Raw genomic sequence first — 12,544 nt, forward strand, 5'->3', positions numbered from 1 at the left:
GTTTTTCGTCCAGCAATGGCAGTATCAAAAAGTTTTGATATTGGACAAGCCGGCTGTTCAGCTCACCAGGCTGTTAATGCCCATTGCGCACGACACCAACCCGAGGGCGAGCAGGAAGAAGCTCGGTAGCAGGTCGAGTGCCCGCTGCAGTTTGTCGTGACTGGACAGGCGACGTGATACCAGGCTGTAGGCGACCAGAATGGACACATCGACCAATGCCCAGATGATGATCAGTGCTGCGGCCTGGGGCGCGAAGGGTTGCGCGGGAAGAATGAACCCCGGCAGAAACGCGAGAAAGAACAGGATGTCCTTGGGGTTCGACAAGCCTACCGCCATCGCACGCCAGAAGTAATGCGCGTGTGGCCGCCCCTGTTTCGGTTTTTCGTCATCGCCGCCACACAGGCCATCCGCGCCGAGCCAGATCAGATAGAGGCCACCGAGTACCTGGCCCCATTCAAGAATGGCCGGCTTCAGATCGAGCGCCAGATAGATCAGTACCAGGGCGGCGATCAACAGAAGCTGAGCAGAGAGCACGCCGCCGAGAATGGTCCAGGCCGGCCAGCTGCGCCGCGCATCGGCGATGACCAGCGCGACCACTGGCCCTGGGGAGGCGATCAGCAAGGTGACCGCGGCGGCAAAGGCTAAGTAAGTGGCGCTCATAGCTCGGTCACCAGCTCGAAGATGCGTGATTGGCGGCCCAATTTTTCGGTGTAGAAAGCCAGGTTGCAGCTGGCGAAGGTGCGCTGCATCCAGCGGTCGCTGCCATCGAAGCGGGCTGGGAAGGGGCTGCGCGCGTGCGCGGTGCGTCGATTGTCGATGATCAGCAGATCGCTGCGGGCTAGCCGTACCGGCTCGACGACGTCCCAGGCGATGCGGCGCAACGCATCGAGCGAGTGCTGCGCGCGGTCGCTGTAGGCCACCATGAACTGGGGATCGAAGCGAAAGAAGGGCGCATCGGGGTCGCCGTACAGCACGGTCTGATGTTTATTGATGTCGATGCGCTGGTTCTTCTCGGTTGGGCCGTAATCAGAGAAAAAGTTGTAGGGCTCGTTGAGAAAGAAAGCCTGCTGCTCGTAGCTCAGGTGCTCAAGGATGCGATCGACCGAAGCGATGTAGGTAATGGCTTGCGCTGTAGGATCCTGGCGCAGGCAAAGCAGTAGCAGGTAGTCCGGCTGGATCGCATGAAAGGCGTTTTCGGTATGCAGGTCGAGCTCGGTATCGAAGCTGTCCGAGCTGGCGGCGCGCGATTGTGTCGGCTGCGGGAAGAGGTTGTTGACGATGCAGCCGCCGGATTCCTGCACGTAGCCGATCGGGTCACCCAGCAGGGCGGTGGCTTGCAGCAGCAGCTTTTCGCTGCGCTCGTCCGGCTTGTGCACGTCGGCGCGGGATTGAGGTGTCGGCGGGATATCGCCTATCTCCATGCCTTGCAGCCGTAGAAAACCCTGCGGGTTGCCGAACACCTTGAAATCGAGAATCTGCGCAATCTGCTCCTGGCCCAGTCCCCCGTTACGGATGGCGGCAGACAAAAGTAGGTCAAAGTTGCGATTGGACATGTCATTCTTCCCTGCGGTTTTCTACGGCATACGCCACGCTTGTGAGCCGAAGCCATCGCACTGTTGGCTCGGCTGCTGGCGCAGTATTGGTGGGGTTCGGAGGGTTGAAAAATGGAAAAAAGGGCCGGCTGTCATGAGTTTTACTCATGCCGGAGTGGGGCGGCATGACAGTGCGGATGCCTCCCCTGTATGCGCTGCGAGCTTTCGAAGTGGCGGCGCGATTCGGCTCGTTCACCCAGGCGGCTGAAAGCCTGTGCATCACGCAGAGCGCGGTCAGCCGGCATGTGAAGGCACTCGAGGAGAATCTCGGTTGTCAGCTCTTCGACCGGCGCGGCTCCAAGCTGGCGCTGACCGACACGGGGCGGATGCTGGCGCAGGAACTCAAGGTGGGCTTTCGCACCATCGAAAACGCCTGCATCGCGGTCAATCGACAGCAGAACGCGCTCCGGCTGAAGGCCCCGTCGACGCTGACCATGCGCTGGTTGCTGGGTGCGCTGGAAACATTCCAGCTAGCCCACCCGCAGAATCAGGTACAGCTCACCAGTGCCTGGATGGACCTGGACGCGGTGGATTTTCATAACGAGCCGTTCGATTGCGCGATTCTGCTCGGACACGGCGGTTTCCCGGCTGACTGGAACCGCGTGAAGTTGTTCGATGAATGGCTGGTGCCCGTGTGTTCACCGGACATCCTCGGTGACGGATGCTGGACCGCGTCCCAGCTGGCGTCCGCCGAGTTGATCCATCCGTCGCGTGACTGCCGCGACTGGCGGCGTTGGCTGCAGCGGGTCGGGCTGATCGACGTGATCGCGTGGCAGCAGGGCAAACTGTTCGACACGCTGGAACTGGGCATCTCCGCCGCAGCGCAGGGGCATGGCGTCTCCATCGGCGATCTCGCACTGGTCGGTGCGGAGCTGCACAAGGGCACGCTGGCGCTGCCGTTCGAGCAGGCGGTGCGCTCCGGCGATAGCTACTATCTGGTCTGGCCGGCGACCGGCGAAACCCCGGAAACGCTCACTCGGATGAAGGATTACCTGCTGCGGCATCTGCCGGATGCCGGAAGCTGCGGCGTCAGTCTGCTCGACTAGAACGCGCAGCGCGCATCAGTCATTGCCCCCCATCCCGCGAAAGGGGAAAATGGCCGCCTTTTTCACGTACTACCCCCGCAGGAGATTCAGCGATGCCCAGCCGTCGTGAGCGAGCCAATGCCATCCGCGCCCTCAGCATGGATGCTGTGCAGAAAGCCAACAGCGGCCATCCCGGTGCCCCGATGGGCATGGCGGACATCGCCGAAGTACTCTGGCGCGACCACCTGAAACACAGCCCGACCAACCCCTTGTGGGCCGATCGCGACCGCTTCGTGCTGTCCAACGGCCACGGTTCGATGCTGATTTATTCGCTGCTGCACCTGACCGGCTACGACCTGTCCATCGATGACCTGAAGAATTTCCGCCAGCTGCACAGCAAGACGCCTGGCCACCCGGAGTTCGGTTACACCGCCGGCGTCGAGACCACCACCGGCCCGCTCGGTCAGGGTCTGGCCAACGCCGTGGGCTTCGCCCTGGCGGAAAAGGTCATGGCGGCGCAGTTCAACCAGCCCGGCCATCAGGTCGTCGACCACAACACCTACGTGTTTCTCGGCGATGGCTGCCTGATGGAAGGCATCTCCCATGAAGTCTGCTCGCTGGCCGGCACCTTGGGGCTGAACAAGCTCACCGCCTTCTACGATGACAACGGCATCTCCATCGATGGCGAAGTGCACGGCTGGTTCACCGACGATACCCCGCGCCGCTTCGAGGCCTACGGCTGGCAGGTGATTCGCAACGTCGACGGTCACGACGCAGACGAGATTCAGATGGCCATCGAGACCGCGCGCAAGAGCGACCGTCCGACGCTGATTTGCTGCAAGACCATCATCGGCTTTGGCTCGCCGAACAAGCAGGGCAAGGAAGAATCCCACGGTGCCGCGCTTGGCGACGCCGAAATCGCTTTGACTCGTGAGGCGCTGGGCTGGAAGCACGGCCCGTTCGAAATTCCCGCCGAGATCTACGCCGAGTGGGATGCCAAGCAGAAGGGCGCCGACGCCGAAAACGAATGGAACAAGCGCTTCGCCGCCTACGAAACCGAATTCCCGGCGCTGGCCGCTGAATTCAAGCGGCGCATGGCCGGCGAACTGCCCGCCGACTTCGCCGAGAAAGCCAGCGAATTCATCCGCGAAGTGGCCACGAAGGGCGAGACCATCGCCAGCCGCAAGGCCAGCCAGAACTGCCTGAACGCCTTCGGCCCGCTGCTGCCAGAACTGCTCGGCGGCTCGGCGGACCTGGCCGGCTCCAACCTGACCCTTTGGAAGGGCTGCAAGCCGGTAGTCGCCGAGGATGCCTCGGGCAACTATATGTACTACGGCGTGCGCGAGTTCGGCATGGCCGCGATCATGAACGGCGTCGCCCTGCATGGCGGACTGATCCCCTACGGCGCGACCTTCCTGATGTTCATGGAATACGCGCGCAATGCCGTGCGTATGTCGGCGCTGATGAAGCAGCGGGTGATCTACGTCTTCACTCACGACTCCATCGGCCTCGGCGAAGACGGCCCGACCCACCAGCCGATCGAGCAACTGACCAGCCTGCGTACCACGCCGAATCTGGACACTTGGCGTCCGGCCGACACCGTCGAGTCCGCGGTAGCCTGGAAGCATGCCGTCGAGCGCAAGGACGGCCCGAGCGCGCTGATTTTCTCGCGCCAGAACCTGCCCTATCACGTACGCGACAACGAAACCGAGGCCGCCATCGCCCGCGGCGGCTACATCCTGAAAAACTGCGAAGGCGAGCCGGAGCTGATCCTGATCGCCACTGGTTCGGAAGTGAGCCTGGCGGTCGACGCCGCCGACAAGCTGACCGCGCAAGGTCGTAAGGTGCGCGTGGTGTCCATGCCCTGCACCAGCGTGTTCGATGCCCAGGACGCCGCCTACAAGCAGCAGGTGCTGCCGGTGGAAGTCGGTGCGCGCATCGCCATCGAGGCGGCGCATGCGGACTACTGGTACAAGTACGTCGGCCTCGAAGGCCAAATCATCGGCATGACCACTTACGGCGAGTCGGCCCCGGCCGGTCAGCTGTTCGAGGAGTTCGGTTTTACCGTCGATAACGTTCTCGCGGTTGCCGAAGAGCTGTTGGAAGACTAACGAGTCAGCTGGAAGCCTGAAGCTGGCGGCTTGAATAAAAGCAGCCGGATCAGGCTTAAGGGATCACAGCAGCTGAGAGGTTACGGCTGGATGGTGGAAGTGCCAGCGGCATGAGTACTTCCAGCTTCCGGCTTCCAGCTTCCAGCTCGCCCAGAGACGAGCCGCGAATGTCCCGAACTCCCTCTTACCGCATCGCGCTTAACGGCTACGGCCGTATCGGCCGCTGCGTGCTGCGCGCCTTCTACGAACGTGATGCCGCATTCGATTTTCAGATCGTTGCCCTCAACGACCTGGCCGACATGGCCAGCTTGGAATATCTGACCCGCTTCGACTCCACCCATGGGCGCTTTCCCGGCGAGGTGAGCGTGGACGGAGACTGTCTGCACCTCAATGGCGACTGCGTGAAGGTGCTGCGTGAGTCTACGCCGGAGGCTATCGACTGGTCGGTGCTGGGTGTGGACCTGGTGTTGGAATGTTCGGGCGCCTACAACACCCGAGCCAGCGGCCAGCGTTTTCTCGATGCCGGCGTGCCCCGCGTGCTGTTTTCCCAGCCGATGATGGGAGCCGCGGATGTCGACGCCACCGTAGTGATGGGCATCAACCACACGCAGCTGACCGGCGCCGAACGGCTGGTTTCAAATGCGTCCTGCACCACCAACTGCGGTGTGCCGTTGCTGAAACTGCTCAACGACGCGGTGGGCATCGAGTACGCCTCCATCACTACCATCCACTCGGCGATGAACGATCAACCGGTGATCGACGCCTATCACCACGACGACCTGCGCCGCACGCGCTCGGCCTTCCAGTCTGTGATTCCGGTGTCCACCGGATTGGCCAAGGGAATTGAACGGCTGCTGCCGGAACTCTCCGGACGGATTCAGGCCAAAGCCGTTCGGGTGCCGACGGTGAACGTGTCCTGCCTGGATATCACGCTGCAGACGTCCCGTGACACGGACGCGCAGGCGATCAACCGGGTGCTGCGCGAGGCCGCCGAATCCGGCCCGTTGAAGGGATTGCTGGCGTACACCGAGCTGCCCCATGCCAGCTGCGACTTCAATCACGACCCGCATTCGGCGATCGTCGATGGCAGCCTGACGCGAGCCTCCGGGCCGCGGCTGGTGAATCTGCTGGCCTGGTTCGACAACGAATGGGGATTCGCCAACCGTATGCTGGACGTCGCCGAACACTATCTGCGCGTGGCTCATCGCCCCTAGCGGGCCGCGTCTTGAATTTCGCTGTTTCGTACTTTTAAGGAAGATCGACATGACCGTTTTGAAGATGAACGACCTCGACCTGCAGGGTAAGCGCGTGCTGATCCGCGAAGACCTCAACGTGCCAGTGAAGGACGGCGCGGTGAAAAGCGATGCGCGCATCCTGGCCTCGCTGCCGACCATCAAGCTGGCGCTGGAAAAGGGCGCGGCGGTGCTGGTCTGCTCGCACCTGGGCCGCCCGGAGGAGGGCGTGTTCAGCGAGGAAGACAGTCTCAAGCCGGTCGCCGACTATTTGAGCAAGGCGCTGAACCGCGAAGTCCCGCTGGTCCGCGATTACCTCGACGGCATCGAGGTCAAGGCCGGTGAGCTGGTGCTGCTGGAAAATGTACGCTTCAACAAAGGTGAGAAGAAGAACACCGACGAGCTGGCGCAAAAGTACGCGGCACTGTGCGACGTCTTCGTGATGGATGCCTTCGGCACCGCTCACCGCGCCCAAGGCTCGACTCATGGCGTGGCCAAATTCGCCAAGGTCGCCTGTGCCGGTCCGCTGCTGGCCGCTGAACTCGATGCGCTGGGCAAGGCGCTGAAGAGCCCGGCCAAGCCGATGGCCGCCATCGTTGCCGGTTCCAAGGTCTCGACCAAGCTCGATGTATTGAACAGCCTGAGCCAGGTGTGCGACCAGCTGATCGTCGGTGGCGGCATCGCCAATACGTTCCTCGCCGCTGCTGGCTTCCCGGTGGGCAAGTCGCTGTATGAAGCCGATCTGGTGGACACCGCCAAGGCCATCGCGGCCAAGGTCAGCGTGCCGCTGCCGGTGGACGTGGTGGTAGCCAAGGCCTTCGCCGAGGACGCCGAGGCCACGGTGAAAGCCGCTGCCGATGTGTCCGACGACGACATGATTCTGGACATCGGCCCGCAGACCGCGGCCAATTTCGCCGAGCTGCTCAAGTCCTCGAAAACCATTCTCTGGAACGGCCCGGTTGGGGTATTCGAGTTCGATCAGTTCGGCAACGGCACCAAGGTGCTGGCCGAGGCCATCGCTGAAAGCCCGGCATTCTCCATCGCGGGCGGCGGTGACACCCTGGGGGCCATCGACAAATATCGTGTGAGCGAGAAGATTTCCTACATCTCCACCGGTGGCGGCGCCTTCCTCGAATTCGTCGAGGGTAAGGTGCTCCCGGCAGTGGAAATCCTCGAGCAGCGAGCCGCACAGTAGCGCTCGTCAGGCATAACAAGCGAAACGCCAAGGCAACCCCTGGAGCTTGATGAGGTCTCTGTTTTGTCTGAGCACGGAATGGAGACTTACCATGCGTTATGCCGCTCTAGCTGTTTGCTGTCTTGGCTTGGCCGGTTGTGCCGGTGGCGCGCCGGATTCGCTTTGCGAAGTGATCGACCCGCCACCAATCGAAAGCCCCACTGCACAGAACGATCAGCGGGTGCAGATGCAAAGCACCGGCGATCCAACCGCTGGAACCGCTGCGGACGTTCAGGATTGCCCGTGAGCCGATGCAGCCAAGCAAGGAGAAGCGATGAAAGGCCTGTATATCCCGTTTGCCGCACTGCTGCTCAGTGGTTGCGGTCACTGGCAGTCCGGCCCCGACGCACCCTTCGTTCGCTGGAAATGCCAGAGCCAACAGAACATCGCCTGGCGCTACGCCGATGACAGTCGCCAAACGGTGGAGCTGAAGATCGGCGATAGCGAGCAGGTTCACCGGCTGCGCAAGGAACCTGCCACTCGTGGTGCTTTCTATAGCGACGGTGTGGTGGCTTTCCACGACAAAGGTAACCAGGCGTTGGTCTTTCGGACCGCCGACGACAAGCTGCTGGCCCATGGCTGCAGCGCTTCGCTGATCACCATTTGAGATGCCGAGACGCCCCTACGCAGCGGGTCGGCATGGAGCGATTTGCGGCGTTTCGCCAGAACTGATGGTTTTTGAGCCGTCCGCCACTACAATGCCGCGCCTTACCGCGCGGTGCTTGAACAGCGCCCGCCCCTGCGGCAGGCTTTAAACGAATAAACGACCCAAACCGGGAGAAAGGAAAACATGGCACTCATCAGCATGCGCCAGATGCTCGACCACGCCGCCGAGTTCGGCTACGGCGTGCCGGCCTTCAACGTGAACAACCTCGAGCAGATGCGAGCTATCATGGAAGCGGCCGATAAGACCGACTCCCCGGTGATCGTCCAGGCTTCTGCCGGCGCCCGCAAATACGCTGGCGCCCCCTTCCTGCGCCACCTGATCCTGGCGGCGATCGAAGAATTCCCGCATATCCCGGTGTGCATGCACCAGGACCACGGCACCAGCCCGGATATCTGCCAGCGCTCGATCCAGCTGGGCTTCAGCTCGGTAATGATGGACGGCTCGCTGCGTGAAGACGGCAAGACGCCGTCCGATTACGAATACAACGTGCGTGTCACTCAGCAGACCGTTGCTTTCTCCCACGCCTGCGGCGTATCGGTGGAAGGCGAACTGGGCTGCCTGGGTAGCCTGGAAACCGGCATGGCCGGTGAAGAAGACGGTGTCGGTGCCGAAGGCACCCTGGATCACAGCCAGCTGCTGACCGATCCGGAAGAAGCCGCCGACTTCGTGAAGAAGACCAAGGTGGACGCCCTGGCCATCGCCATCGGCACCAGCCACGGCGCCTACAAGTTCACCAAGCCGCCAACCGGCGACACGCTGTCGATCCAGCGCATCAAGGAAATCCACCAGCGCATTCCCGATACGCACCTGGTGATGCACGGCTCTTCCTCCGTTCCGCAGGAGTGGCTGAAAATCATCAATGAGTACGGTGGTGACATCAAGGAAACCTACGGCGTGCCGGTCGAGGAAATCGTCGAAGGCATCAAGTACGGCGTGCGCAAGGTCAACATCGACACCGATCTGCGCCTGGCGTCCACCGGTGCGATCCGCGAGTTTATGGCGAAGAACCCCGCCGAATTCGATCCGCGCAAGTACCTGGCCAAGACCGTCGCGGCCATGCGTGACATCTGCATTCTGCGCTACGAAGCCTTCGGCACCGCTGGCAATGCCTCGAAGATCAAGCCGATCTCCCTGGAAGGCATGTTCCAGCGTTATGCTTCCGGCGAGTTGGACCCCAAGGTCAACTGAGTCGGCGCTGACGTCCGAGCCAGGCCCGCTTGAAGTGGGCTCGAAATAACAAACCCCGCCTTGGCGGGGTTTTGTTTTTAAGCGTTGTGCCGGCCGAGGCAATTGTCGCGGCCGCGCCTCTTATGAGCTTTTGCGGGAGGCCCGCCCTCGGGGTGAAGCTTTTGCCTTGCCCGGTATTACCAGGCGCACTTGGTCTTTGAGCATTAGATGGAGAATCCTTAGTCCAATAGTTGCTGAATCTGGCTGTGCAGATTATCGAGCGAGAAGGGCTTTGCGATGATCGGAGCGGAGCGGGCAATGGGGCTTCCGGACTCGTGGATTTCGATCGGATAACCGCTGATGAAGATGACTTTCAGATCGGGCCGCAACTTGATTGCCGGTTCCGCGATCATCACGCCTGAAACTCCACCGGGCAGTCTGAAATCGGTTACCAGCAAGTCCAGTCGCGGCTTGGTTGCCAAAATCTCAAAAGCTCGGGCGGAATTCGCCGCCTCCAGAACCGTATAGCCTTCCCCGGCTAGATAGTCAGACAACAGGCCGAGAATGTGGGGTTCGTCCTCAACGAGCAGGACAACTTTGGTTGGTGCTTGGCTCATCGGGGTGATTCTCGATTCTTGTGAAAATAGCTTGTGAACGTATTTTGTGTCAGGCCAGTGATGGTTCCGGCGCGGGACGAGCACTTGGAGCACGACGGTGCTCCGCAAGTTCATGAGTGCACTGGCAATCGGCTGATCCAGTCGAGTGTCCGTCAGTGCATGCCCAGCAGAGTACTGAACTATGGTACGAACCTCTATTGGAGAAGCCCACGGCTCATGTCAGTTACTTCGGAAGCCCACCATGACCAATGAAGACACCCGGACCATCGCTGATCGGACGCTGGATGACTATCGTGCCAATGCCGAGGCGTTTCGCGAGGGCACGCGCGACCACGACGTCAGCCAGAATATCGATGCATTGTTGCGAAACATCCACGGCGAACCGCCTTTTCGCATTCTCGATCTGGGTTGCGGACCAGGGCGGGACCTCAAGACATTCACCTCGCTTGGCCATATCGCCGTCGGGCTGGACGGTGCCGAACCCTTCGTACGCATGGCGCGGGCCGACAGCGGTTGCGAGGTGCTGCAACAGGACTTCCTGCAGTTGGACCTGCCCGCCGAAGCGTTCGACGGCATCTTTGCCAATGCGGTGCTGTTTCATCTTCCCAGCCGTGAAATCAGCGCGGTTCTGTTGAAGTTGCATGCTGCGCTTCGCGGCGGTGGCGTGCTGTTCACCTCCAATCCGCGCGGCAACAATCAGGAGGGCTGGAGCGGTGCGCGGTATGGCACCTGGTATGACTGGCCCGCCTGGCGTGAAGTGCTGCAGTCGGCGGGCTTCATCGAGCTCGATCACTATTACCGGCCGGCAGGTCTGCCTCGCGAACGGCAACCGTGGCTTGCCAGCGTCTGGCGCAAGGGCTGAAGTGGCGGACAGCGGCAAGCGGCGGTTGTTCATCCGTAACGCAGAATGCATGTCGTGAAGCTTGGCTTCATGCGTTTTGCATGCATCCAAAACGCTATTATGTGACGCAAGTCACTGAATTTCGTAGGTTTCGTGATCTATCCCGGTTGGCATGAACGCTGCTCTAGTTAAGGAAGCTGGACCATAACCGGAGTACACAATAATGATCGCCGCTGAAAAAACTCTCTCTGCCGCGTTTCCTGAGTTCGAAGTACTCACCACCCCTCGTCCGGATGGGGGGCTTCTCTTGACGCTGCGTAACGATGATCGGGACATCATCAAGCGCGCTCTTTCCAAGGGTCAGACCCAGACCAATATTCAGCTGGAATGGGTCATCAGCTCGATCCGCCGCGACCTGGCGCTGGAGGCTGGCATGTCGCCTGCCATCGCCCGGTTGCAGAGCCAGAGCCGCACTGGGCTGCCGACCTACGATTACGCCTGAACCGATCGTTGGGCCCGCCGTGTAGTGGGCCCACCTTCGGATAAGCACTGCGCGATCTGGCGCAGGCGAACCTACCGGATCAGAAGAGTCCGGGTGCAGCAAGCCGTTTAAGTGATGAGGAATCCCACATGAATGCCATTGACCTGTTGATTGAAGACCACGAACGAGTGAAGGACATCCTGACGCGCCTGACCGAGAGCACAGAGCGTGCGGTAAAGACTCGTACCGACCTGCTGCAAAAACTTGAGATGGAAGTGACCATCCACACCCAGCTCGAAGAGCAGATTCTCTACCCGGCTTATAAGGAAGCGGGTGGAAAGGAAGAGCTGAAAATGTATTACGAGGCCAAGGAGGAGCACCGCGCGGTGGATTCCCTCGTGCTGCCTGATCTCAAGGTGACCGATCCGGGGAGCGTTGAGTTCTCCGGCCGCGCGAAAGTGTGCAAGGAGTTGCTCGAGCATCACATCGAGGAAGAGGAATCGGAAATGTTTCCCCAGGCGCGCGAGCTGTTCGACGAGGCCAGGCTGGAAGAGATGGGTAAGCAGATGAGCGAACTCCGAGACCGCCTGAAGAAGGAATTCGTTGCTAGCAAAGCGGCTTGACGTATTTCGTACCGGGGGGCGCAACGCCTCGGCACATTGTTCACACCCAACCGGCGCGCAGGTAACTGTCGCGCCGGTTGACGTATCGGCTCGATAGCCAGGCCGAACGGCCCGCAAAGCATCGACTGAGATCGATCAGAGCCCTCGTTTTATACGCTAGCGTGCTGGATATGCATGGCAGGACCGATACCGTTGAGCGGTTGACGCCCAGTCTGCGGGGTTGCGTGGGCACTCTCCTCCTTGTGAAAGGTCAGTTTCAGAAGGATTGATTTGTCCTATCTCCGGCTTGTTAGTCGGCTTTCATCTTTCTGGAGGGTTATCCATGCGTCTTGCTTACTTGTCTGCCCCTGTTCTAGGTCTGCTGCTGGTCGGCTGCGGCCCGGATGAGGATCTTGAGCGCGAACAGACCCCGCCGCCACCTGCAACCGAGCAGCCTGCGGCTCCTGCAACTACGCCGCCTGCTGCCACACCGCCGGCTACCGGAACTGGCGCTGGAACGGGTGCAGGGCCGGGCACTACCGGAACCGGTACGGGCGCCGGCGCGGAAACCGGCACCGGAACCGGCGTCACAACTGGAACGGGTAATTCGGATGGCATGAACGCCGCACCGGCCGACAACGGCAGCGGTCTGGGCACCGAGTCGGGTGCCGGCACCGCGCCCAATCCCACCGGCACCGGTACGGGTGCGTCCCAGTAAGATTTTAAATTCAACGGCGCCTCGCGAGCTTGGCGAGGCGCTCTGCTGGAGGTTTGGATGAAGACGAAATATATCGCCGTCGCCGCTGCGCTACCTGTTGCGCTGATGCTGAGCGCCTGCTCGCCGGACGAAGAGCCGTCGGCAATGGATAACACCAGCGAAAATCAACAGGAATACCAGAACACGGCCACCGACCCGGCCGGGCCGCGCGAGATTTCGCCACCTTCGAATATGGCCAACGAATGACAGGGCTCGTA

15 protein-coding genes are annotated in these 12,544 nt (G+C 61.1%); 12 read left to right on the top strand and 3 right to left on the bottom strand.

Going from position 1 to position 12,544, the window contains the following annotated elements:
- Nucleotides 1-57: 57 nt before the first annotated feature.
- A complete protein-coding gene (locus GYM54_RS16025) occupies nucleotides 58-660 on the bottom strand; it encodes a LysE family translocator (RefSeq protein ID WP_131649555.1) in 603 nt (200 codons plus the stop codon).
- Complete coding sequence (locus tag GYM54_RS16030) at nucleotides 657-1,553, bottom strand: TauD/TfdA family dioxygenase (protein ID WP_197444905.1); 897 nt, start codon at nucleotides 1,551-1,553, stop codon at nucleotides 657-659. Before GYM54_RS16030 ends, GYM54_RS16025 begins: the two co-directional genes overlap by 4 nt.
- A gap of 164 nt (nucleotides 1,554-1,717) precedes the next feature.
- On the opposite strand from GYM54_RS16030, the gene GYM54_RS16035 reads away from it, so the two are divergent.
- From GYM54_RS16035 to fba, 7 genes are all read left to right on the top strand, one after another.
- Nucleotides 1,718-2,638, top strand: coding sequence for a LysR substrate-binding domain-containing protein (locus GYM54_RS16035; protein ID WP_131649557.1), 921 nt, complete (start codon nucleotides 1,718-1,720; stop codon nucleotides 2,636-2,638).
- A 92-nt stretch (nucleotides 2,639-2,730) separates the two neighbouring features.
- Nucleotides 2,731-4,728 carry a transketolase gene (tkt, locus tag GYM54_RS16040; protein ID WP_131649558.1) on the top strand — a complete coding sequence of 666 codons (1,998 nt, stop codon included), beginning with the start codon at nucleotides 2,731-2,733 and terminating at the stop codon, nucleotides 4,726-4,728.
- A gap of 167 nt (nucleotides 4,729-4,895) precedes the next feature.
- Entirely contained in the window at nucleotides 4,896-5,942 is a 1,047-nt protein-coding gene (epd, locus tag GYM54_RS16045) for an erythrose-4-phosphate dehydrogenase (protein ID WP_197444906.1), read from the top strand.
- A 49-nt stretch (nucleotides 5,943-5,991) separates the two neighbouring features.
- Nucleotides 5,992-7,155 carry a phosphoglycerate kinase gene (locus GYM54_RS16050; RefSeq protein ID WP_197444907.1) on the top strand — a complete coding sequence of 388 codons (1,164 nt, stop codon included), beginning with the start codon at nucleotides 5,992-5,994 and terminating at the stop codon, nucleotides 7,153-7,155.
- 91 nt (nucleotides 7,156-7,246) lie between these two features.
- Nucleotides 7,247-7,441 carry a hypothetical protein gene (locus GYM54_RS16055; protein WP_131649561.1) on the top strand — a complete coding sequence of 65 codons (195 nt, stop codon included), beginning with the start codon at nucleotides 7,247-7,249 and terminating at the stop codon, nucleotides 7,439-7,441.
- 27 nt (nucleotides 7,442-7,468) lie between these two features.
- Complete coding sequence (locus GYM54_RS16060; RefSeq protein WP_131649562.1) at nucleotides 7,469-7,801, top strand: MliC family protein; 333 nt, start codon at nucleotides 7,469-7,471, stop codon at nucleotides 7,799-7,801.
- Nucleotides 7,802-7,984: 183 nt separating this feature from the next.
- Nucleotides 7,985-9,049, top strand: a complete 1,065-nt coding sequence (fba, locus tag GYM54_RS16065) for a class II fructose-bisphosphate aldolase (RefSeq protein ID WP_131649563.1) — start codon at nucleotides 7,985-7,987, stop codon at nucleotides 9,047-9,049.
- A 218-nt stretch (nucleotides 9,050-9,267) separates the two neighbouring features.
- Here the strand turns inward: fba and GYM54_RS16070 are convergent, their stop codons facing one another.
- Nucleotides 9,268-9,645, bottom strand: coding sequence for a response regulator (locus GYM54_RS16070; protein WP_197444908.1), 378 nt, complete (start codon nucleotides 9,643-9,645; stop codon nucleotides 9,268-9,270).
- A gap of 241 nt (nucleotides 9,646-9,886) precedes the next feature.
- On the opposite strand from GYM54_RS16070, the gene GYM54_RS16075 reads away from it, so the two are divergent.
- From GYM54_RS16075 to GYM54_RS16095, 5 genes are all read left to right on the top strand, one after another.
- Nucleotides 9,887-10,507, top strand: a complete 621-nt coding sequence (locus tag GYM54_RS16075) for a bifunctional 2-polyprenyl-6-hydroxyphenol methylase/3-demethylubiquinol 3-O-methyltransferase UbiG (protein WP_197444909.1) — start codon at nucleotides 9,887-9,889, stop codon at nucleotides 10,505-10,507.
- 202 nt (nucleotides 10,508-10,709) lie between these two features.
- Nucleotides 10,710-10,988 (top strand): DUF3509 domain-containing protein, encoded by a 279-nt coding sequence (locus tag GYM54_RS16080; RefSeq protein ID WP_197444910.1) that lies wholly within the window; start codon nucleotides 10,710-10,712, stop codon nucleotides 10,986-10,988.
- Nucleotides 10,989-11,116: 128 nt separating this feature from the next.
- The gene (locus GYM54_RS16085; protein ID WP_131649566.1) at nucleotides 11,117-11,590 is read left to right on the top strand and encodes a hemerythrin domain-containing protein; all 474 of its coding nucleotides are present in this window, start codon (nucleotides 11,117-11,119) and stop codon (nucleotides 11,588-11,590) included.
- Between the two features lie 322 nt (nucleotides 11,591-11,912).
- Nucleotides 11,913-12,287: a hypothetical protein gene (locus GYM54_RS16090; RefSeq protein ID WP_181099595.1), complete on the top strand. Its 375-nt coding sequence runs from the start codon at nucleotides 11,913-11,915 to the stop codon at nucleotides 12,285-12,287.
- Nucleotides 12,288-12,344: 57 nt separating this feature from the next.
- Nucleotides 12,345-12,533 (top strand): hypothetical protein, encoded by a 189-nt coding sequence (locus GYM54_RS16095; protein ID WP_131649568.1) that lies wholly within the window; start codon nucleotides 12,345-12,347, stop codon nucleotides 12,531-12,533.
- Nucleotides 12,534-12,544: the final 11 nt, after the last annotated feature.

The sequence above is a fragment of the Pseudomonas sp. MTM4 genome (assembly GCF_019355055.1).
Lineage (GTDB): Bacteria > Pseudomonadota > Gammaproteobacteria > Pseudomonadales > Pseudomonadaceae > Stutzerimonas.